Raw genomic sequence first — 21,204 nt, 5'->3', positions numbered from 1 at the left:
ATTCATTAATGAAATACAATTAATTTACAATTATGGTAATGCGGATGTTGCAAAGATTTTTTTCAAAAGTTTGTATTTAATTATTGCAAAACACATTAATCTTTATTTATATTTTTACCATATTTTAAAACTTCAACATCGGTAGTAAATACAAGTCCTTCATTAACCATTTCCTTTATTATTGGAAGTGCCTTCTCTATGTTTTCCACATTATCAACAACCTCAATTATAATAGGAAGGCTTAAGGATAAGTCCATAACCCTTGCTGTATGAAGATACCTGCCCTCACCATAGCCTTCAATTCCTCTTGTTACTGTAACCCCTGCCATTCCTATCTCTTTGAGTTTTAATACGAGAGCATGATAAAGATTATGACCTTTATACTTTGTATCTTCGCTTAAGTAGATTTTTAGGAGTTTACATTTTTTATTAATATCCATGTTTATCCTCCTGATTTTAAAATATTTTTAAAATCTAAAACCTTTCTAAATAAATAAACTGCCTATCTTTAACCCTATTGTATAACCTATAATTCCCAATATCAAGGTTGATAGTATATAAATAAAAGCATTTATTTTTTCGTTTTCCTGAAAAAGATTAAACCCTTCATACATAAAGGTTGAAAAGGTAGTATATGCCCCTAAAAAGCCATCTCCTAATAATATATACACATTTTTATTCGAGTTTAGACTGCTAAGAATTCCTAAAAGCAATGCGCCTGTAATATTTATTATAAAAGTTCCTATAGGATAGGTGGTACTATGTTTCTCAGCTATCATTTTTCCAAGTTTATATCTTGTTATACTTCCCAATGCTCCTCCTACCCCAAGAAGTAAATATTCCATCACTCAATCTTCCCTTCATACTCTTTATTGCTTTCATCTTTAACTATCTTTGATATTACTTCTCTTGCAAGAATTATTCCAAAATAGGCAAAAAAAAGCCCAAGCATAACCGATACAGTTACATAGGATAGTGCAGAAAAATAAAATCCTTTTTGAATTAATATTACACTTTCTTTGCAAAGAGTTGAAAATGTAGTAAAGGCACCTAAAAATCCTGTAGCAATTCCAAGCCTTAAATCTATGTCAAATTCCCAAACTTCAAGGGCAATTGTTAAAATCATAGATAGCAGAAAACTTCCAGCAATATTTATAATAAGGGTATTTAAAGGAACATTTTCATTATAATTATATATTTGTATGCTCTTTATTATAAACCTTAAAACCGCTCCAACTGCTCCCCCAAAAGCAATAAAAATATATTTTCTCATAATGCATCCTCCTTAATTTATCTTGCCCAACTTAATAACTCATATTTGTCCTATTTATTTTAAAAATTGTTAACAAGTCATGCCTCATCAATAGCCACAATGAATATATGAAAAAGTTTTAGGCTTGTCAAACAGGAGGGACGGTTACTTATTATATTAATTACTAATAATATTTTATTCATGCCCCCCTAATTTTGCAGATATTGTGTATGAAATAAGTAACCGTCCCTTTGCCTGTAATTGAGCAAAATAAGTAACCGTCCCTTGGCTTGTACTTGTCAATTGGTTGTCACTTTTTCCCTCTATTCTCCGTCTCTGGTGATAGGCACAAAAGAAAACAAAAAATCCTGCAAATAACCAGTTGTTATTTGCAGGAGTCATCAGCTTAAAGCATTTATGGCGAACTCCATCACCAAAATTACGATATAAATATATCATATAATATATCATTTTACAAGAAGTGCACTTCTATATCCTGTTCTTTTTCATTATATCATTATCAAAAAATATGCTGTCTACTACTTTTTTCAGAAGTTTATCATAAACTACTATATTTACTCCGTTAGATAAATTTGCATATTCTTTGTCATCAATCACTATACTTGGGATATTCTTATCATCGCTGCAGGTTTTGATTTTTATTTCAGCACTATCTAAGGTTAAATCCTTTGCTATTTTTTCTTTGCTAATCTTTTCATCTATGCTTTTATTGTTTAATACTGCTATATAATTATAATTTTCTTTTAAATTGAGCCCTATGCTTTTTAAAGAATCCTCAATATTTAAAGGTTTATAATCGCTGCAGCTTACTATTAAAGCATAGTTTTCATTGTTTAAAAGCTCTATATACCTTTTTATATCCTTTTCTCCTCTCAGCTGAATAGCCGCTCTAACCTGATTATAATATTCATAGTCTTTATTCCAATTCTCATAGTTTTTATCATCTCTATGATCCTTTAAATCATAGTTATCTTTCAAAAACTTCCCTAAATGAAGAGAAACCTTATCTGCACCATATATATTAACATGACCTCCATTAGCCATATCATTTTTAAAGTCAAATCCTATTTCATCTAATATATTATTGTAATTTATAAAAGGAATGCCGTTCTCCTTTGCTATCTTATCTACCATATTAAACATTTCTGCAGGTTTTTCGTGCCAAATCATCGTCCCGTTTGTGATGTTATAATCATAGGGTGCATTAATAAACACTAATTTAAAGCCTTCCTTCTTTGACATCTCTATTATTTTATATAAATACTTGTATGACTTTGGCGGAAGATTAGAAACTTCATTGGTTTTAGAATTATATGTGTTATCTTTTCCATAAATTATATGTTCCGCATCAAAGCCCTTTGCATAGTATGTCTTATTAAGGTCGGGATAAAAATCCTGCTCCGTAAGCTCCTTCCACCTGCTATGATATTTTATAATCCTAAAAACATAACTTATCCAATGTGGCCTTGGAGTACAGTTTAAAATAGCCTCATACTTGTTTATAGAAGGCCTCATATTATCAAGAACATATCTGATATATCCTTCTTCCCCAAAATTACGGATAAGCCCCAAGTAATATAAGTCTACAACTACTATTGGATTTTTCTGCTTTTTTAGAACCTCTTTTAAAAGATAATAGGTTACATCTATAGGCTGTCCACCCGTAGCATAATTAAAACTTGTAATTCCATATTCTTTCCACAAAACGTTTGGGTTAATAGTTCCATTCATGTGGCTTGAACCCATTAAAACTACATCGTACTGCTCCTTTGAAGCATAAAGCCCCTGATATAGTTTTGCTCCATGGTCAGTCTTTATTGTAAAGACTGAACCTAAAAAATATACAAAAGTGAGTAAAATTATAGAAAAAGCAGTTGCTTTATAAAAGGCTTTTTTTATCACTTATTTTCCTCCTAAAACTGAGAATATATAAACTGTTTAGCGCTATAGGCAGGTCCATATATTCCAAAGATTAATATAACTATAATAGCTGCAAAATATAAAACCCATCTGAATGCACAATTTTGCTTTGAAATCTCAAGGCGAAGGCTTTTATTTCTCTGCAGTATATTGACAATTAGAATTACTGCTATTCCAAGCAGGGCAATAAAAAAGTCTTTAGAATCTAATCCTAATTTATATATATCCCCATTTACTAATACAAAGGGGTTAAAATAATTCATATTCTTTATAATTATTTTTGCATTTGTAAAGGAATCCGCCTTAAAAAATATCCATGCAAAATCGACTAAAATAAAAGTAATTATAATCTGAAAAAACTTATAGCTGAAGGTATCAGTTTTAATATTAAATTTATTAACAATACCTTTTTTTATAGGTTTAAATATGTCTGAAAGTATTAAATAAGCCCCATGAAGAGCTCCCCAGATTATAAAGTTAACAGCTGCCCCGTGCCAAAGCCCGCTGACTAAAAACACAATCATTATATTTATATAATTTCTTATTTTGCTGCACCTTTTTCCTCCTAAGGGTATATAAAGGTAATCCCTGAACCATGTGCTAAGGGAAATATGCCATCTTCTCCAAAATTCCTTTATTGATTTTGAAAAATATGGTCTCTCAAAATTTTTATAAAGCCTGATTCCTAAAATTTCCGCAATTCCCCTTGCAATATCAGAATATCCGCAAAAGTCGCAATATATCTGAATGGCGAAAAATATATTCGCAATTATTATTTCAAAGCCTTTATATTTAGAAGGCTCGCTATATACAGTATTAACTAAAATAGCTAATCTGTCCGCTACAAAAAGCTTTTGGAAAAATCCCCACAGCATAAGAAGCAGCCCGTTTTTTATTCTGTCATAGTCAAAGGAGTACTCTTCATCAAATTGATGAAGAAGGTGCTTTGATTTTCCTATAGGACCTGCTATAACCTGTGGAAAAAAGGATACGAACAAAGCATACTTTGCTAAATTCCTTTGAACTTTTACATCCTTTCTATACACATCAACGGTATAGCTTAAGGCTTGAAATGTATAAAAGGAAATGCCAAGGGGAAGAAGATAGTTAAATTTAGGAGTATTTAACGCGATATTAAAATTAGATAAAAGCTTTTGCATAAGACTATTAAAAAAGTTGCTGTATTTAAAAACAAACAATATTCCTAAATTTATTGCAAAGCTTAAAAAAACCCATGTTTTTTTTAATTTTATTGATTTTCTCTCATCTTTAATATTATCTGCTCTTTCAATTAAAATACCGCTTAAATATGTAACTAATGTAGATATGACTAAAAATATTGTATATTTTACGCTGTAACTCATATAAAAGATATAGCTTGAAATTAAAAGCCACACCCACCTGAATCTTTTAGGCATAATAAAATATACAAAAACTGCAAAAGGGAAAAAAACTGCAAAATCCACCGAATTAAAAAGCAAGTAAAAATACCTCCCCAAACAATATTAATTCTACAAAACTTATTTATAACACTAAAAAAATTATATATCTATTATTAGTTAAAATCAATTATGGAAGGTAAAATTAATAAGCTGCCGTAAGACATAAATAAATTTACTCATCAAGCTGTAATCTCATAACATTTACTGTATGTTTCTTTGCTGTAAATTCCATATCAACTTCTTTAATCTTTTTATATCCTAAGTTAGACCAAAATTTCATAGCCTTATGGTTATCTATGACTACACCTATTCTAAAAGATTTTGCACCTAAATTAGATGCCCATTCACTCAAAGCCCTATGCACATTTCTTCCTAAGCCGTTGCCTCTTTCATCTATCTTTATCAGCATTAAACCAAGCATCCATTCACCAGCATCAGGAAAATCTCTTACAATATCAACTATACCTGCCAACTCATCATATTTAAATATCCCCAAAACATATTTATCTTCATAACTTTTATTTGGTGGTAAATCAATAAATATTTCATCAACATCTTTTTTAGACGGTAATACTCCCTCGATTAAAAGATAATAATCGGAACATTTCTCACATAGTTCCTTAACGATATTAAAATCATCAGCGCAAAGAGATTTAATACTATATCCATTCGTTAGATTAATATTAATAGTTTCCATAATATACTCTCCTGTCTAACTAATAAATCTGAAATGTTTTGCTTTTTTTCCTTATATATCTTTCAATAGCCTTCTCAAGATTATTACTCGTTATCATTTCTATCATAATGTGTGAAGTATTTAATACTATTTTATATATCCTCCATGAAAAGACAATCTATATATTTCAATACCATCAAAGCATATTGCCTCATGCCGTTAAACTCAGATATATCTCCATGCCATGAAATACATATATTCTGCCTATATAAATTGTTCTACTTCTTCCAATCGAGAATTTTTAAAATATCATCTTTTGTTCTCAAGCCTTTACCTCTTCTTACGCTTATTTTTGCAATTAAATGCGACATGAAATACTTGATTTCTATCATCGTAATTACATTCAAAATAATAGTGCATTCCATAGAGTCGATATAATTCTTCTGGCTTATCCTCATTTTCTATAAATATGTATGCTTCCAAAAAATCTTCATTAATATTATTTTCTATGATGTCCTCATATTTTCCACTATTGGCAACCAACGAGAGATTTCTCATATGTTCAATCTTACTTGTATCAATAGAAAATATAAATGTTCTATTGGCTTTAGTAAATCTGGTAAATAATTTTAACAATGCCTTCCTGACTTCAAAAATATTATTGTATCTATCTTCAGGCAATAACTTTACCATTTTTTCAATTATGCCTTTCAATTCTATATCAATTCCACCAGTTTTAATTAGTTTGGTTTCAAACTCATCTACCGTTGGAGGATCATCACCAGTAAAAATAAAATATAGTACAGCACCCAATGAATATATATCACCCTTTTCAGTGGCATTTTCACTATGTTTGTGAACCTCTGGAGCGGCATATTTATTAGTTGCAAATTGGTACAATGTATCTGTGTTTACCATATCTTTTATTTTACTAATACCAAAGTCGATTAATTTAACTTGCTTGTCTCGTGTAATTATAATATTTTTAGGATTAATATCTCTATGTATTATGCTATTTTCGTGTGCTATCTGGACTGCATTTATCAACTGTTCAACAATATGAAATTTTTCGGAATTACTTAACTCTATAACATCAGTTTTTTGAAGCGTTTCTCCTTCAATATACTCCAAAAAAACTCGTCCACATTTTCCATATTTTTTATCATTATAAATATCATAATGCTCTAATCTAACTATATTACTACAGGTTCTCAGTTTAGTTAGCGCTCCAACTTCCCTCTCAAAAATGACATTATACAAAGGTTTAAGGGGTAAAGATATTATCCAATAAAATTAATTAATCCTTCACAATCTACTTATCATACAGATTACGAAGGATTTATTTTTCTCTCCTTATCCCTTTCCCCTTATTCCTCCCACTCAAAATAGAACAACTTTATTCCCTATTATCTATTCCATTTTTCCCATTTAATTCTATCTAATAACCCATGACTAATCGATAGCCGCAACGAATACATGAAACATTTTCACACTAACCGTCCTATTTTCGGAACATCTTTATTTTCATCAATTTTATTCTGCCAATCAATCTTGCGGGTTTGCGGGGATAGAATGGAATGAGTTTATTTTATACTCACATATAATCTTGTCCTTTCAAAATGTAAACGCATTTTATAAAAAATGTGAAAGAGTGATGATATATTCTTAATTTGCTATTTACTTTTCAACGATTGGCACCCACAACTCATGTTTAATTTTATTTCCTGGTCCTAGAAAATGCTCAATACAAGGTTGGTTTGCAAGTTCATAGCCTGATGCAGGAAGCCATTCTGAATATAACCTTTTCCAAGCATCAACAACATTAGGAAATACGGCATATGTGCATGGTGGAATTATTAGTTCCTCCATGCCATTAGGTACTTCGGAGTCATATCGTACCCCCATGAAGTAGTCAAATTCCTCATCCATGATAGACGCCTCTTTGCCACAAATACCTACAAGGCTCTCAAGTTTGCATTTCGGATTTATCCAAGACATATCAATTAATGTTTGCATGAAGCCATCTTTATTGGATTTTCTCCACAAAGCAGGAATCTCTTTAAATGCACGAGAAGTTTTTACACATTGTCTTTTTCCAACAAAACGCAATTCAAAATCAATTTTCTCAATACGATATTCCATTTCAACATCCCCTTTTATTGTAATTTGAAAGGAGATTCGAGGAAAGGCTTTTAACTGTACACTGTTCTCCCTGACGGCATTAGGCGTGACACCATGTAGTTTTTTAAACGCCCTAGTAAAAGCATCAGATGAGTCATAACCATATTTCAATGCAATATCAATGATTTTTTCATTGCTTGTTTGAATATCAAAGGCTGCTTTTGTAAGGCGTCTACGACGTATATACTCTGAAAGAGAAATTCCTGTTAAAGATGAAAACATCCTTGAAAAGTGATACTCAGAGCAGCAGGCTGTATGAGCAACCGAAGAATATTCGATTTTACTATCAAGGTTGTTCTCAATATAATCTATAGCCGCATTAAATCTATCAAGCCAATCCACATTATTTCCCCCTTTCGTAAATTATTATATAGGAGATACTTGTAGTATACCCTGCAAACCATGCCTAAAAATGCAGGGTTGTAAAAGACAATATATTAATTATCTTTACTTCGCATTTTATAAATTATGCGCTTTAAATAAAACTGAAGATTATGCTCATACTCTGTAAAATGTTTTTTTCTTATCAATTTTCTGTTTCAGATTAAAACAATCATTTAAATGAACTATTTGATGTCTTGTAATTGGCATTAAAATAATGCCTGCTACATCTTTTTTACCCCAAAAATCCAGTAGCCAAATGGAATCTGGATTGTTCAATACGCCACCATCATTCAAAATCTTCTCTGTATCTTTTCTCTCAATTTTACGTTTCATATCCTCATATTTTAAACACGACAATATTTTTTGCGTTTGCATCCCAACAGTAATTCTATATTTTAGCAATTCCTCTATATTAATACGTTTGCTGAAATCCATTATTTCATCATCTGTCATTGCATTTCCTGTATCAGTGACATCGATTCTTAGCCGTGTAAGCCAATCACTACTTAACACTTGTTCCGAATGGTTTACTAAAATATTAATAGTTAAATCTTCGATTCTTGTTATATGCCAAATATTCCAAGCAATAGTAACATCCTTGTCTGTCGGCATAATAGTATAATCTTTTTTCTGTAATCCGTCACAAAGCCCATCCATAATCGTTGGTTCTTTTGCGTTGCTTACTTCTGCAAAATGTACCGACCCATGCATAAAAATGAATAATTTCTTAGATTCGTCAAACTTTTCGGGTTTTCTTATCATTTCTTTCAAATGTTTTTGTTTTGAATTCCATTCTGATATTATACTCACTGTTGTTCCTCCCACTCATAGATTATATAAAATAATCTTTGTTGCACATTTTCATACTTTTATGACTCTTTAACAGCCTACTATTGAAGAAATATATGAATTTAATTTAATTCATACAATTCTTCGCTTGCTATTAAAGATACCTACGGACTTTTTTACAGTATTCCATATATTCTTCACCATAAATCTTTTTCAAAGAATCTTCCTCCCGAAGAACCTGACGATTAAAAATCCATATGCCTGCAATTAAGTGCAGCAATAATATCCAGTTTGAAAAAATCAAAAATATCCCAAGTAATACAAATCCAAAAGTAGTATAAATCGGATTGCGGCTGATTGCAAAAGTGCCTGTTGTTATTAAAGGACCTGGTTGTTCTTCATCTATTCCAACTCGAAAACTTTTGCTAAAAGAAATCAGAGTTAACAGGAAAAATATTAGTCCTAGCATACACAACACTACACCAAACCAACGGGCAACCTCATTGCTAAATAATCCGGCTCCCAATTGGGGTAAGTTTAAAACACTGGAAAACACAATATAAAAAAACAGCAAAGCAAATGGAATAATCAAGAAATCTTTTTTATCCATCTGGCCAAACTTCATGGCTTTAATACCCATTTTACGCAATTGAAAAACACGAAACAAAACCATTATTATAAGTAAGATTATCGTTGCTATTGCAAAATACCCCTGCATAATTACCGCCCCTTTTCTTCCTCATATATAACTATTATACATTAAATTTATTAACACAACTTTATTATCTATTTGATGTGACTTTATTATTTTTAACACAAGTTTTTTATCTCTGACACAACTTTTTTATTTTCCTTCTTATCTCTTAACCCTTTTTAGAATAAAACTTAATCCTAAATATGTATACACATAAAAATTCATGTCAAACCCCCACACTCCTAAAACCCTTGTCCCTTCTCACCTTAACCCTATTCCACTAATTCTTTCCATATAAAAAAGTCATGTCAAAAATCACCCATTTTCCTTATTCCCCTCTCCTATTTTCTTCCTATTTTCCCTCTCATTTTAGATAAAAAAGTCGTGTCATAAATAGGGATAAGTATCAAGGGAAAAGGGGAAAGTTTTAATCAATATCTTTCATCAATACTCCCTTCTAATCCTTTAAAATCGATACTTTTAACCTTATACCTTACCCCTTTACCCTACTCATCCTAAAACAAAAATCATGGCTCCAATAAGGTTTTCTACCCTATTTTCACCATGACTTTTAACACAACTTTTTTATTCGTGACACGAGTTTTTTTGGGGTATACACTATTTGCCTTATAAATTGGTTATTCTCTAACATTTCTAATATCAGCGCCCCCATTATCCCGAAATACTCTATCTAGTGTTCATCTGCATCAGTTTCAAATTCCATAAATTCCCCTTCTTTTTGAGGGTCAATCCCTAACAATGTATAAAAGTCTACCACTTCTTTCGAAAATGTTTTACAATTCCTGCAAGCAAACCTTATTCATCATAGTATTTATTCCTTTAAGTTTCCTTTATTCTTATTAATTTTTATACATTGCATACTTCTTTTATAATCCGCCAATTATATAGGACAACACATCAAATTTACTGAGTAATACTGATGTTAATATTGTAAATATCAATACCTTTAAATATTGATATTTATTTTTGGGTAAAATGCAAAACAGTATGATAGCAGCAATCAAATAAAATCCTGAAACTGGGGAAAATGTATAAAGAAAGTTATACCCTTCTGAAACCAGCATCCCAATAGGAAGAGCAGCACACAGTGCTGCAAACCATCCACTCCCCCTACTAAACCAGACAGCGTAGGCAGCCAGCGGAGATGCTAAGACAATTAATCCCCAGCGAATAAAATAATATACGGGAAAGAAGTTAAATAACTTCATTGAATATATGTAATAAGCCAGCAGCATTCCCACAAAAAAGGTAAAAACATGAATTGCTCCCACTTTGGGTGTTCTGCTCCGTGCAGCAATAATAGCAGCAATAAACACCCATATTCCAATTCTTGAACTTATATTGCTAATTATATTAATCAAACTGCCAATTGCACTATTAGAAGGTATGGTGTCAACGTATTTTGCCAGGAATCCAGAAAAGATTCCTAAAACAAAAAATAATATAATTCGGATTGCTTTTTCCTTGATATTTGACATGGTATCATTCCCTATTCCCTATTTTATTTGCTTGTTTTATATATCTTATCGCAGTAGTTTTTAAAAGCCAAAACATCCTCATAAAATTCTGTTTTAAATACCAAAATGCTTACTGCTATAATAATTATGGCTGGGACAACCAAATATAAAGCACCGCCAAAAGCATCTAAAATATTTAGCATGCGCAGCAGTCCCAAAACCAAATAGACAGGCAGTAAACCAAAGATAAAAATATAAACTCCTGAAAGTAAAAACATTGTTATTTTAAATGCTATCCTGTTGCCTTTACAGTACAAAAATATGTTAAATAGAATTATTCCGCTAATAAATGTTTTTCCCGTTAATCCTTTAATGCCGTTAGATACTAAACTTATAGCAATATCTGCAAGTAAAAGAAAAATTAAAATAATTATACCTGTATTTACGATTTTCCTGCCCCTGTTAGCCTGTTCACTGCTAAAAAGCAAAATTATCTACCCCTTCTAATAAACTAATTGGAGAATTATTTAACCACATATTACCATATATAACCAATAAATCTTAAAAAACTTCCAGCATTTTATTATTTGACATTTAACGATAAATAAAATGCTTTCAATTCATCCTTGATATCCTGTGATAAGTAATGCCATCTAATATTTTGTATGGCACCTTCCAAGGCATACAACCTGTTTATGCAAGCACTGCTATCAATACTTCTAATACGCAGAAATGCTTCTTTACTTCCTAATTCTATTAACTGTCCAGGCGTTTCCACTCCTGCTTTTTTTAATTGCTTTTCCAATTCTTTGCCTATGTTTGGCATATCACTTAATTTAGTCATTTCGCCTATCTCCTTTACTGAAATGTTTGCTTCAAATATCCAACTGTTTGACGCAAAATATAAAAATATTGTTTAATTGTTGACCCTAAGATTATGCTCATTTAATTTGCTCTGGATTATAGATAATACTTCATTAAAATTTACATCTGCTGTATTTACCGATATCGCAATAGGGGGATAATTTAATTTCAAGTTTGCTTTTATTACTTTTTGCTTTGCGGGAGAAATTCTGTGCAATAATTTATCTATATCATAAACATCAATTGCTATGACTCTTTGTGTGAAAATTCTTATTTCAGAAATAGATTCAATTTCATTCCAAGCAATATATCCTACACTGCTTGCAGATGACATATCAGTGATACCATCTTCTGTAATCACCAATAATGGTTTTGGATTTAATGCTCTTTTAACAGAATATATCTCACAAGGAACAAAAAAAACCATTCCTATTATTCCGATTATTATATAAACTATATTCTTGTGAATTGTTCCAAATGCTAAAACAAAGACGCATGCAAGCAACATAACAATTCCTAATATTATAAAGCCTATTGATTTAACCTTGCTTTGTTTAATTATAATCTCATTCATTTATTCATCCCTCCCAAATTATTAAACCATATTCATAATATCAAACAAATGTGTTTTTTAGATTATATCATATGTATTTTTAATAAATCATCCAAATATTACAATTCTTATAAACTCATATCCTCCAGCACTCTTTTAACCTCCTCTACCACCTGCTTCCTATACCTGTTTCCTACTCCATCCATATTGCTGCCCCTTTCACCTTGCACCTTTGTCACTGTTTCCATATGCTCAAACCCAGGGCTCTTCTCCGAAATGTCTGTAATTTAACTCTTTTATAAAAAGTTCATCTGCTCCTATACCAAAAAACCTTGCCAGTACCAAACAATAACTTTATTTTCATTTTAACAGGACTTTCCTTTCTAGTAAAAATATTTTTTGTTTCTAAATTTTTATCTACATGAGTTTTAGAAACAGAAAAAACAGGGTATGTTCTATAGGAAACGCAAATAAAGTCCTTACATAGATTCCCTGCAATTACCAATCCTCTTATACCTTAAACCCTTATCAAACTCCGTATTTTCAATACTTTTTTCTGTTCCCTATACCTTCCAATATCACAACTTTATTTTCATAATAAAAGAACTTTAACATCCGTAAAAATACCTTTTCTTTTTATAGAATTTCTTCTTCATCATTTCTGAAACAGAAAAAATACGTCAAGTTCTTATAAAAAGTAAATAATGTCCTTATCCCTTTACCCTTTTATCCACATCTCCCTAATATTTTTTATACTTTATCCCCATTCTTGCATCAAGAAATGTGGTTAAAACCTTAATCTAAGGACTTTATTTTCTTTTTGTAACTACTTTTCTGTCATGAAAGAACTTTTCTGTTTCTAAAATTTTTACCCATATGAATTTTAGAAACAGAAAAAAAGCCCTATGTTATATCTAAAAAGTAAATAATGTCCTTTCATAAAATTCCTTTATTTCCCTTTTCCCTTAAAGCCTAAAAATACATGAAAGCCAATATTCCCAATACTTTCCTTTATACCTTATCCCTTTAAATAATACAACTTTATTTTATTTTTGAAACAACTAATTAAGCCCTATTTTAAGCCTAAAATATTTCCTATTTTCCTTACCCCTTTTTCCTTAATCCTAACTATATGTAATCCAAACAAACTCCTTTCCTTTTTCAAATAAACTCCTTTCGCCAACACCCCTCAAACCCTTGATACCACTGCCTTGTTATCTTGTCCCTTATTTCCCATTTATACCCTTTCCCCTGTTTCCTGTCTCTTAAAGTCCTTTCATTCCTCAATTTTTGGGGCAAAAAATGAAAATAAAGTGCTTTTAGGATTGAGGTTTAAGGGGGAAGGTTTAAGGGGGGATTTTGTCCATTTTTCATTCCATTTTCTTTTCCATTCAATCTTCTAATCCATTGATTTATCTTAATTTCGGCCTTGCTCCTTATTCCTTATCCCTTAAAACTAATACATAAAAAAACATGGCTTACTGGGCTTTCCTTTGCCCTAATAAAACCATGTTTTCTGTAAGAACTTTATTTTCTTCCTATCGATAATTTGCAAAATGATAGGAGTTTATTTGAGGTATACAACATCTACCTTCTCCTATATCTCTCTTCTTCCCTCAAGGGCTTTGCTTAATGTAACCTCATCGGCGTATTCAAGATCAGCGCCTACTGGAATACCATGGGCTATTCTTGTTACCTTAACCCCGAGAGGCTTTATAAGCCTTGCGATGTACATAGCAGTAGCCTCTCCCTCAACGTTAGGATTTGTTGCTATAATTATTTCTTTTATATCAGGAGTAATCCTCCCTAAAAGCTCCTTTATTCTAATATCGTCAGGGCCTACTCCTCCAAGGGGGGATATAACGCCATGAAGCACATGGTAAAGTCCCTTATACTCCCTCGTCTTTTCCATAGCAATAACATCTTTAGGTTCCTCAACCACGCATATAAGATTGCTGTCCCTTGATGTATTTCTGCAGATAATACAAGGGTCATCGTCAGTCAGATTGCCGCAAACTGAACAATACTTTATATTGTTTTTTGCATTAATAATCGCACTTGAAAGCTTTTCAGCCTCTGACATATCCATATTAAGTACATAAAATGCCAGCCTTTGTGCCGTTTTCGGGCCAACTCCAGGAAGCTTTGAAAACTCCTCTATAAGACGGCTTATAGGTTGCGGATAAAAGTTCAAAGAAATCACTCCTTAAAAGAGGCCCGGAATATTTAATCCCCCTGTAATTTTCCCCATCTCCGTTGCCATCATTTCTTCAGCTTTGTTTAGTGCCTCATTAACAGCAGCAAGTACTAAATCCTGAAGCATTTCAACATCATCTGGATCAACAACTTCCTGCTTAATCTTTATATCAAGAATCTGTTTCTTTCCATTAGCAACTGCAACAACAGCACCGCCGCCTGATGATGCCTCAACTGTCCTTTGTTCAAGCTCAACTCTCATATCCTCAAGCTGCTTTTGAAGCTTTTGAGCCTGCTTTAATAGATTGTTCATATTTCCTCCCATAGGAGGCATTCCACCTTTCATACTATAACCTCCTTAAACTTCTTACCTTATTATATGCATTTTCCTTCTTATTGTAACATTACAAAGATTACTATTCAATTACTTCAATAATATCTTCTCCAAGAATATCCCTTGCAAGTTCTATGCTTTTATCTATATCGCTTTTATTATCAATAATCTTAAGGGCTACTTTAACTGATTTGTTTAATACCTTCGAATAATATTCATCAATAGTATTTTTATTATCATTTGAACTTTCTATGTTCTTTTTACTGAAAGCATACTTTTCATCAAACCCTATTATAATATTGTTTTCCTTTACATCTATTACATCTCCTGGGGCAAGGTATGCATATAAAACCATCTTCCTGTTTGCTCTTAAAAGATTTAAAACATCTTGAAAGGCGCCTCTTGCCTCATCCAAAGTAACCTCATCCATCGATACCTTACCTGCAGTTTCAGGCACATCTTTTTTTACGACAGTTTTTGCTGCCTCATCCTTAAGCTTTGCTCTCTTAGGTTTTTCCTCTTCTTTTTCTATATCATCAGCCTTTATCGTTATTGATTTTGATTTTAATTTTTCTTCAAGCATATTTATTCTGCTTAAAATAGTTTCAGGCGAAGTATCAAATTCAGCTCTGCAGTATTTAATAACTGCCATTTCTAAAAATATCCTCGGCAAAGATGTGTATTTAGAATTGTTTTCAGCCTCTGACAGAATATTTATAGCCCTCATTATATCTTCGCTTTTTATCTTTCTCGACTGTTCCTTTATAAGACTTATAGTTTCTTCGCTTACATCTATAATTTCCTCAGGACGTTTGCTTATTTTCACCATAAGAAGATTTCTAAAGTGCATAGTAAGTTCAGTAATAAAATGATTTACATCCTTTCCTCCTAAAAGAATGTTGTCTATAATTTTTATAGATTCCTCTACGTCTCCTTTTATCATTGAATCTGTAAGGGAAAATATGAACTCGTTGGATGTAAGTCCAAGCATGGATATTATATCGTTATATTCAATTTTCCCCTGCGACATCGACATTGCCTGATCGAGAATTGAAAGGGCATCTCTCATAGCCCCGTCAGAAAATCTTGCAATCATCTTTAAAGTTCTATCCTCAGCGAGTATTCCATTTTCATCAACAATTTTTCTCAGCCTTTTTACCATGTCTTCAGACTTTATTCTTTTAAAATCAAACCTCTGGCATCTTGAAAGAATGGTTGTAGGAACCTTTTGAGGATCTGTTGTTGCAAGAATAAAAATAACATAGGAAGGGGGTTCCTCAAGGGTCTTTAAGAGGGTATTAAAAGCCTCTGTTGTAAGCATATGCACTTCATCTACTATGTATACTTTATACTTTGCCCTTTGCGGGGGATACTGTACAGTATCTATTAAATCCCTTGCATTTTCCACTTTTCTGTTTGAAGCTGCATCGATTTCAACAACATCTATTAAAGTTCCAGAGTTTATCTCCCTGCATATTTCACATTCATTGCATGGATTGCCATCCTTAGGGCTTAGGCAGTTAACCGCCTTTGAAAGTATTTTTGCAGTTGATGTTTTCCCTGTCCCATGGGTTCCGCAAAAAAGATATGCATGGGGAATCCTTCCTGATATAACTTGATTTTTTATTGTCCTTATTATATTCTCCTGACCTATAACATCTTCAAAAATCTTAGGCCTAAGCTCCCTGTAAAGCGCTGTATAGGACATAATATCACCTCTTAAAAGCCTAAAAATAGCTTCTTTTATATACAATTATAATTATTATAATATTTTTACTCAAGGGTAATAAAAAAAGGTCTGTAAACAGACCATATTTTTTATATTTAAGGCCGTGCACCCTGCTTTGATATTGCTCATCCGAGCGTTACCCGGGCAGTTGGCTCCGACCAGGCACACCCACGGCACACGAAAGGGTTCACTTACCGCTGCTTCCTCCCGGACCTGACGGGGTTCATGAATTTCCGTTGCGCGGGACCCAATCCTCAACACCACTTTTCCGAGGCAGACCTCACATAAGCAAACCTGAGCAGGGAATTCAATCCTGCTATAGCGGGTTGCAGGTTACAGGGCACCGCTGCCTCCCCATCTAGCACGGCCAAATCTTAACTTTTTAAATAAAAATGGCGGAGAGAGAGGGATTCGAACCCTCGGTACCCTTTTTATGAGTACACACGATTTCCAGTCGTGCGCCTTAGACCAGCTCAGCCATCTCTCCACTTTTATTATTGTGTTTTATGTGTCTTGACTTATACTATTATAAAGAAATTATATCGCTATGTCAATATTGTATTTAATACAGCATATAGAATAATTTTCTATAAACACTCATATTCTCTCTTGATATGCAGCAAAGGGCTTTAAAAAAACTTAAAGCCCTTATTTTTATTATTCTGCTGACTTTTCTTTTTTTATTGACATGTCAAATACATTCTTGCTGTCAAGATATTCATATATATCAACTAAAGCTTCCCCAAAGCGCTGATAGTGTACTACTTCTCTTTGCCAGAGGAATTTTAATACCTTTTTTATATCTTCCTCATCAGTTAAAGCTATGAGGTGTTCATAGGTTGCCCTTGCCTTCTGCTCTGCTGCCATATCCTCATGAATATCAGTAACAGGGTCTCCAAGAGTTGCAATATATGCTGCTGTCCACGGAACACCATTTACATCTGTTGGGAACGGAGCATTATCGTGCTGTACATATTGTCCTCCAAGTCCAGCCTGCTTTAATTCTTCAGGAGTTGCATTATGCAATATCTGATAAACCATAGTTGCTATTATTTCAACATGGGCAAGCTCCTCAGTGCCAATATCATTTAAAAGAGCCTTAGTCTTTCCTGTTGGCATTGTATATCTCTGATTTAGATATCTTACTGCTGCTCCAAGTTCCCCATCGGGTCCTCCATACTGAGCAACTAAAAGCTTTGCCATTTTAAGGTCTTTGCTTTTTATATGAACTGGATACTCCAGTTTCTTTTCATAAATCCACATTCATATCCCCCCTATTCTCCACTTTCCCAAGGCCATGGCTCATTAACCCAAGTCCATGGATACTGGCTCTGGCTGTATCCAAAATTAGTAAGCATGCCATACTTCTCTTCATACTTTTCTTTTAAAGCCATAAGTTCCTTTGTAAATTTATTAAAATCCATCAGAGCCTGCTGATTCATAGGATGATTATCGAGATAAATATTTAATTCAATAACTGCAAATTCGAGTTCTTTAATCCTTTTCATCATATCTGAACGTGACATATTTCCAAAATACATGTTATCCATTTTATCCCCTCCTATTCCATCGATTTTATAGGATAAGGAACGTAGAGATTAGGAAACAGAGTACCCTTTAATAAAGCCTCATCAAGAGGGAACATGTTTGTATAGGGCTGGTCAGGAACAAATGCCCTCGATATTGTAATTTTAATACCATTGGGTATAGAGATTTGCTTTTGCATATACATTCGATTCATACATGGGAAATAGAATTGATCCACATCCTTCACTCCTATAATTTTTAAATACAGTATATAATATTCAAATAAAATACAAAAAGTTACATAAAATAAAACAATCCCCTAAAATTTATTCTAGGGGATTGTTAATCTTAACTATATTTAATTTATATATGGCGGAGAGAGTGGGATTTGAACCCACGGTGCGCTTTTAACGCACACACGATTTCGAGTCGTGCACGATAGACCACTCCGACATCTCTCCACATGATACACTTAAATATTATACTAAAATGATGATGATAAATCAATAAACATAATCTGTTATATTTTATATGCTCTTATTTTTTATTATCTTTTCTTCTTAAAAAATTCCTGCAAAAGAGTCCTGCATTCCTCTTCAAGTATTCCTGATGTAATTTGCGCTCTATGGTTCAGGCTGTTATTAAAGGCAACATTTAATACGCTGCCGCAGGCTCCTGCTTTATAGTCAAAGGCACCAAAAACTACTCTTTCAATTCTCGAATTTACAATAGCCCCAGCACACATTGAGCATGGCTCTAAAGTTACATATAAGCTGCATCCTATAAGCCTCCACCCCAAAAGCTTTGTGCAGGCATCTTTAATTGCAATAATTTCAGCATGGGCTGTTGCATCCTTTAATGTTTCTCTTAAATTATGAGCCCTCGATATTACAATATCATCCTTAACTATAACAGCACCTATAGGAACTTCATCTAAAACAAGAGCTTTTTCTGCCTCTTTTATTGCAAGGTACATAAAGTATTCATCCTTTGTCATAAATACCACCTTTAATATCTTTTATATAAAAAAAGTACATAGCATCTGCTACATACCATAGTCACGGGTGATAGGTCCATACTTTTAATTATCTATTTTGCTAATTTTAAATACTCTACATCATAGGTGTTTTTCATAGTTACCTTTTCAACTTTATCCATCTTTTCGTTTAAATTTTTTATATCTTCTGACAAGCTCTTTATAGATAAAGTTAATATTTCCTTTGTTTCTCTCTGCTCTTTAATAATTTCCTCTAATTTTCTTTCTGTTTCCTCTTTATTGCTGCTATAACCTTCAAACAGTACAGAAATTTTAGGCTTAATATCATTTTCCATTGTAAAATTAATCTTTTTTACTTCTTTTTCTAAACCGTCAATTCTTCCATTTACATCTTTAAAACCTTGCTGCATTTCAACATACATTTTCTCTTGGCTACTTTTTAGCTCTACATACATTTTCTCTTGGCTACTTTTTAAATCTGCATACATTTTCTCCATAAATTCAAATAATTTTTCATTGTCCATATTTTCACCTCCGCTAATATTAATTATAATACCTAAAACTTTTTTTGACTATAACAAAGTAATAGAACTATTTTATATTTCCTAATAGAATTTTTGTTTGTATTTTATTTAAAAAGCTTTTCATGATTTAATTTTGTTTTTTATTTTAAGGAAAAATTAAAAGTCCTTGAAAGTTAGTATCTTCAAGGACTTTCGTGGTGCACCTGAGAGGATTCGAACCTCCGGCACACGGTTTAGGAAACCGTTGCTCTATCCTGCTGAGCTACAGGTGCATATTAAGAACACTTATTATTATATTAATTAATTTTTCTATTGTCAATGTTATATGCAGGAATTTTAAAATTGATTATTCTAATTTTGTTTATTTTTTACTCTTTTTAAATTGCTAAAGCCTATAATACTGTTCAATAAACTTTCAGCTTTCTTGAAAAGCATTATTCTTTCCTATCAGTATTATAGGCTTAGCACTCTTTATATAAAATATACTCTTCATTTTATATCACTTATAGAAGCAGATTCATATTATGCTTTATATATATTCTTTACCAATAACTTCGCCTTCAATGCCTATTGTCACAACCTTAATAGGTATATTAACACCTGATCTGTCACGGGCAGTTTTAGCCGCCATTGAAATTCCTCCGCAGCATGGCACCTGCATTCTTAGAACTGTTATGCTCTCTAAATCGTTTACCCTTATAATCTCCTCAAGCTTTTCAGTATAAAATTCTATATCATCAAGCTTTGGACACCCTACTACAACAGCCCTGTCCTTTAGATAATCGTTGTGATAGTTTCCGTAAGCAAAAGGAACACAGGTTGCAGTAATTAAAAGATCCGCATTTTCAAAGTAAGGTGCGTTAGGTGGAACAAGGGCAAGCTGTACAGGCCACTGTCTTAATTTTGATGTTACTTTTACATCTGACTGTTCCTGAGCACTCCTGTTTATCTGCCTCATCTGGCTTCCAGGGCACCCTGTATGGTGCATATGTGCATGTGCTTTTTTTGCATCATCCTTTTTGCCTAAATACTCCTTTACTGCCTCTTCGTCAAACTCCTCTGCTTCTCTTTCAATAATTTTAATTGCATCCTTTGGGCAATGTCCAAGGCAAGCTCCAAGCCCATCACAATAGGTATCGCTAACAAGCCTTGCCTTTCCATCTATAATCTGAATGGCTCCCTCTGCGCAGTTTGGCACGCAAAGACCGCAGCCATCGCACTTTTCTTCATCTATATGAACAATCTTTCTCTTTGCCATATTAACCCTCCTTCAATATTAATATAAATCGATTATAAACTAAATACAACAGTTAAAAGCATTTTAAATCTTTCCTTTGCATATACTGCATGGGGAATGTTTGCAGGCATAACGATAGTCTGCCCCTTATTAAGAAGGAATTTCTCTCCCCCGATTGTAACTTCGCAAGTTCCATCTATAACATAAACCATAGCATCGCCTGGGGCTGAATGGGTGCTCACCTCTTCTCCCTTATCAAAGGCGAACAGAGTAATGCTAAGTGGTTTTCCTTGGCATAATGTTCTGCTTATAACCTTACCTTCACCATAATCAACAAGGGATTCTAAATCGAGAACCTTTGCAAAATCAATATTCTTTAAAAAATTCTGTCCCTGCATAATAAACT

24 protein-coding genes, 3 tRNA genes, 1 other RNA gene and 1 riboswitch are annotated in these 21,204 nt (G+C 32.7%); all 28 genes read right to left on the bottom strand.

Annotated features, from left to right (window positions below):
• Positions 1-95: 95 nt before the first annotated feature.
• Entirely contained in the window at positions 96-440 is a 345-nt protein-coding gene (locus B5D15_RS12030) for a DUF190 domain-containing protein (RefSeq protein WP_078697369.1), read from the bottom strand.
• Positions 441-485: 45 nt separating this feature from the next.
• Positions 486-845, bottom strand: a complete 360-nt coding sequence (gene crcB / locus B5D15_RS12025) for a fluoride efflux transporter CrcB (protein WP_078697368.1) — start codon at positions 843-845, stop codon at positions 486-488.
• Complete coding sequence (gene crcB, locus B5D15_RS12020; protein WP_078697367.1) at positions 845-1,273, bottom strand: fluoride efflux transporter CrcB; 429 nt, start codon at positions 1,271-1,273, stop codon at positions 845-847. The genes crcB (B5D15_RS12025) and crcB (B5D15_RS12020) overlap by 1 nt, the downstream gene beginning before the upstream one ends.
• 364 nt (positions 1,274-1,637) lie before the next feature.
• Positions 1,638-1,696: riboswitch (Fluoride riboswitch) on the bottom strand.
• A 45-nt stretch (positions 1,697-1,741) separates the two neighbouring features.
• On the bottom strand, positions 1,742-3,175 hold the full coding sequence (locus B5D15_RS12010; protein WP_078697365.1) for a hypothetical protein: 1,434 nt from the start codon (positions 3,173-3,175) through the stop codon (positions 1,742-1,744).
• 11 nt (positions 3,176-3,186) lie between these two features.
• Positions 3,187-4,674, bottom strand: coding sequence for an MBOAT family O-acyltransferase (locus B5D15_RS12005; RefSeq protein ID WP_078697364.1), 1,488 nt, complete (start codon positions 4,672-4,674; stop codon positions 3,187-3,189).
• A gap of 133 nt (positions 4,675-4,807) precedes the next feature.
• A complete protein-coding gene (locus tag B5D15_RS12000) occupies positions 4,808-5,332 on the bottom strand; it encodes a GNAT family N-acetyltransferase (protein ID WP_078697363.1) in 525 nt (174 codons plus the stop codon).
• 309 nt (positions 5,333-5,641) lie between these two features.
• The gene (locus B5D15_RS11995) at positions 5,642-6,571 is read right to left on the bottom strand and encodes a serine/threonine-protein kinase (protein WP_179122295.1); all 930 of its coding nucleotides are present in this window, start codon (positions 6,569-6,571) and stop codon (positions 5,642-5,644) included.
• Positions 6,572-6,988: 417 nt separating this feature from the next.
• Positions 6,989-7,834 (bottom strand): AraC family transcriptional regulator, encoded by an 846-nt coding sequence (locus B5D15_RS11990; protein WP_078697361.1) that lies wholly within the window; start codon positions 7,832-7,834, stop codon positions 6,989-6,991.
• A gap of 156 nt (positions 7,835-7,990) precedes the next feature.
• A complete protein-coding gene (locus B5D15_RS11985) occupies positions 7,991-8,686 on the bottom strand; it encodes a DinB family protein (protein ID WP_078697360.1) in 696 nt (231 codons plus the stop codon).
• A gap of 133 nt (positions 8,687-8,819) precedes the next feature.
• Entirely contained in the window at positions 8,820-9,383 is a 564-nt protein-coding gene (locus B5D15_RS11980) for a methyltransferase family protein (protein WP_078697359.1), read from the bottom strand.
• Between the two features lie 863 nt (positions 9,384-10,246).
• The gene (locus B5D15_RS11975; protein ID WP_078697358.1) at positions 10,247-10,858 is read right to left on the bottom strand and encodes a DUF6518 family protein; all 612 of its coding nucleotides are present in this window, start codon (positions 10,856-10,858) and stop codon (positions 10,247-10,249) included.
• Between the two features lie 23 nt (positions 10,859-10,881).
• On the bottom strand, positions 10,882-11,325 hold the full coding sequence (locus B5D15_RS11970) for a hypothetical protein (protein ID WP_078697357.1): 444 nt from the start codon (positions 11,323-11,325) through the stop codon (positions 10,882-10,884).
• A gap of 95 nt (positions 11,326-11,420) precedes the next feature.
• A complete protein-coding gene (locus tag B5D15_RS11965; RefSeq protein WP_078697356.1) occupies positions 11,421-11,681 on the bottom strand; it encodes a TfoX/Sxy family protein in 261 nt (86 codons plus the stop codon).
• A gap of 72 nt (positions 11,682-11,753) precedes the next feature.
• Positions 11,754-12,275, bottom strand: coding sequence for an STM3941 family protein (locus B5D15_RS11960; protein WP_078697355.1), 522 nt, complete (start codon positions 12,273-12,275; stop codon positions 11,754-11,756).
• Positions 12,276-13,851: 1,576 nt separating this feature from the next.
• Positions 13,852-14,448, bottom strand: coding sequence for a recombination mediator RecR (recR, locus tag B5D15_RS11950; protein ID WP_078697353.1), 597 nt, complete (start codon positions 14,446-14,448; stop codon positions 13,852-13,854).
• Positions 14,449-14,460: 12 nt separating this feature from the next.
• Positions 14,461-14,796 (bottom strand): YbaB/EbfC family nucleoid-associated protein, encoded by a 336-nt coding sequence (locus tag B5D15_RS11945; protein WP_078697352.1) that lies wholly within the window; start codon positions 14,794-14,796, stop codon positions 14,461-14,463.
• A gap of 70 nt (positions 14,797-14,866) precedes the next feature.
• Complete coding sequence (gene dnaX, locus B5D15_RS11940; protein ID WP_078697351.1) at positions 14,867-16,492, bottom strand: DNA polymerase III subunit gamma/tau; 1,626 nt, start codon at positions 16,490-16,492, stop codon at positions 14,867-14,869.
• Positions 16,493-16,614: 122 nt separating this feature from the next.
• Positions 16,615-16,880, bottom strand: an RNA gene (ffs, locus tag B5D15_RS11935) — signal recognition particle sRNA large type.
• 26 nt (positions 16,881-16,906) lie between these two features.
• A tRNA-Ser gene (locus B5D15_RS11930) sits at positions 16,907-17,000 on the bottom strand.
• Positions 17,001-17,170: 170 nt separating this feature from the next.
• On the bottom strand, positions 17,171-17,776 hold the full coding sequence (locus B5D15_RS11925; protein WP_078697350.1) for a manganese catalase family protein: 606 nt from the start codon (positions 17,774-17,776) through the stop codon (positions 17,171-17,173).
• An 11-nt stretch (positions 17,777-17,787) separates the two neighbouring features.
• Positions 17,788-18,063, bottom strand: coding sequence for a spore coat protein CotJB (locus B5D15_RS11920; RefSeq protein WP_078697349.1), 276 nt, complete (start codon positions 18,061-18,063; stop codon positions 17,788-17,790).
• 11 nt (positions 18,064-18,074) lie between these two features.
• On the bottom strand, positions 18,075-18,278 hold the full coding sequence (locus B5D15_RS11915) for a spore coat associated protein CotJA (protein WP_078697348.1): 204 nt from the start codon (positions 18,276-18,278) through the stop codon (positions 18,075-18,077).
• A 132-nt stretch (positions 18,279-18,410) separates the two neighbouring features.
• Positions 18,411-18,501, bottom strand: a tRNA-Ser gene (locus B5D15_RS11910).
• A gap of 86 nt (positions 18,502-18,587) precedes the next feature.
• Positions 18,588-19,037 carry a tRNA adenosine(34) deaminase TadA gene (tadA, locus tag B5D15_RS11905; protein WP_078697347.1) on the bottom strand — a complete coding sequence of 150 codons (450 nt, stop codon included), beginning with the start codon at positions 19,035-19,037 and terminating at the stop codon, positions 18,588-18,590.
• A gap of 92 nt (positions 19,038-19,129) precedes the next feature.
• Positions 19,130-19,561 (bottom strand): hypothetical protein, encoded by a 432-nt coding sequence (locus B5D15_RS11900; protein WP_143287298.1) that lies wholly within the window; start codon positions 19,559-19,561, stop codon positions 19,130-19,132.
• A gap of 195 nt (positions 19,562-19,756) precedes the next feature.
• Positions 19,757-19,833: transfer RNA gene (locus tag B5D15_RS11895), tRNA-Arg, on the bottom strand.
• Positions 19,834-20,090: 257 nt separating this feature from the next.
• Positions 20,091-20,819 (bottom strand): ATP-binding protein, encoded by a 729-nt coding sequence (locus tag B5D15_RS11890; protein WP_078697346.1) that lies wholly within the window; start codon positions 20,817-20,819, stop codon positions 20,091-20,093.
• 32 nt (positions 20,820-20,851) lie between these two features.
• Entirely contained in the window at positions 20,852-21,196 is a 345-nt protein-coding gene (locus B5D15_RS11885; RefSeq protein ID WP_078697345.1) for a cupin domain-containing protein, read from the bottom strand.
• Between the last annotated feature and the right edge of the window lie 8 nt (positions 21,197-21,204).

The sequence above is a fragment of the Caloramator quimbayensis genome (genome assembly GCF_900167605.1).
Taxonomy (GTDB): Bacteria; Bacillota; Clostridia; order Clostridiales; family Caloramatoraceae; genus Caloramator_B; species Caloramator_B quimbayensis.
This window is presented reverse-complemented; position numbering and strand designations above follow the sequence as displayed.

Excerpts from the sequence above, each read along its gene's own strand:
- B5D15_RS11965 (WP_078697356.1), bottom strand. The coding sequence starts at position 11,681 with ATGACTAAATTAAGTGATATGCCAAACATAGGCAAAGAATTGGAAAAG.
- B5D15_RS11890 (WP_078697346.1), bottom strand. The coding sequence starts at position 20,819 with ATGGCAAAGAGAAAGATTGTTCATATAGATGAAGAAAAGTGCGATGGC.
- B5D15_RS12030 (WP_078697369.1), bottom strand. The coding sequence starts at position 440 with ATGGATATTAATAAAAAATGTAAACTCCTAAAAATCTACTTAAGCGAA.
- tadA (WP_078697347.1), bottom strand. The coding sequence starts at position 19,037 with ATGACAAAGGATGAATACTTTATGTACCTTGCAATAAAAGAGGCAGAA.
- B5D15_RS11980 (WP_078697359.1), bottom strand. The coding sequence starts at position 9,383 with ATGCAGGGGTATTTTGCAATAGCAACGATAATCTTACTTATAATAATG.
- crcB (WP_078697368.1), bottom strand. The coding sequence starts at position 845 with ATGGAATATTTACTTCTTGGGGTAGGAGGAGCATTGGGAAGTATAACA.
- B5D15_RS11900 (WP_143287298.1), bottom strand. The coding sequence starts at position 19,561 with ATGGACAATGAAAAATTATTTGAATTTATGGAGAAAATGTATGCAGAT.
- B5D15_RS11920 (WP_078697349.1), bottom strand. The coding sequence starts at position 18,063 with ATGGATAACATGTATTTTGGAAATATGTCACGTTCAGATATGATGAAA.
- B5D15_RS11975 (WP_078697358.1), bottom strand. The coding sequence starts at position 10,858 with ATGTCAAATATCAAGGAAAAAGCAATCCGAATTATATTATTTTTTGTT.
- B5D15_RS12000 (WP_078697363.1), bottom strand. The coding sequence starts at position 5,332 with ATGGAAACTATTAATATTAATCTAACGAATGGATATAGTATTAAATCT.
- B5D15_RS11960 (WP_078697355.1), bottom strand. The coding sequence starts at position 12,275 with ATGAATGAGATTATAATTAAACAAAGCAAGGTTAAATCAATAGGCTTT.
- crcB (WP_078697367.1), bottom strand. The coding sequence starts at position 1,273 with ATGAGAAAATATATTTTTATTGCTTTTGGGGGAGCAGTTGGAGCGGTT.
- B5D15_RS11945 (WP_078697352.1), bottom strand. The coding sequence starts at position 14,796 with ATGAAAGGTGGAATGCCTCCTATGGGAGGAAATATGAACAATCTATTA.
- dnaX (WP_078697351.1), bottom strand. The coding sequence starts at position 16,492 with ATGTCCTATACAGCGCTTTACAGGGAGCTTAGGCCTAAGATTTTTGAA.
- B5D15_RS11925 (WP_078697350.1), bottom strand. The coding sequence starts at position 17,776 with ATGTGGATTTATGAAAAGAAACTGGAGTATCCAGTTCATATAAAAAGC.
- B5D15_RS11885 (WP_078697345.1), bottom strand. The coding sequence starts at position 21,196 with ATGCAGGGACAGAATTTTTTAAAGAATATTGATTTTGCAAAGGTTCTC.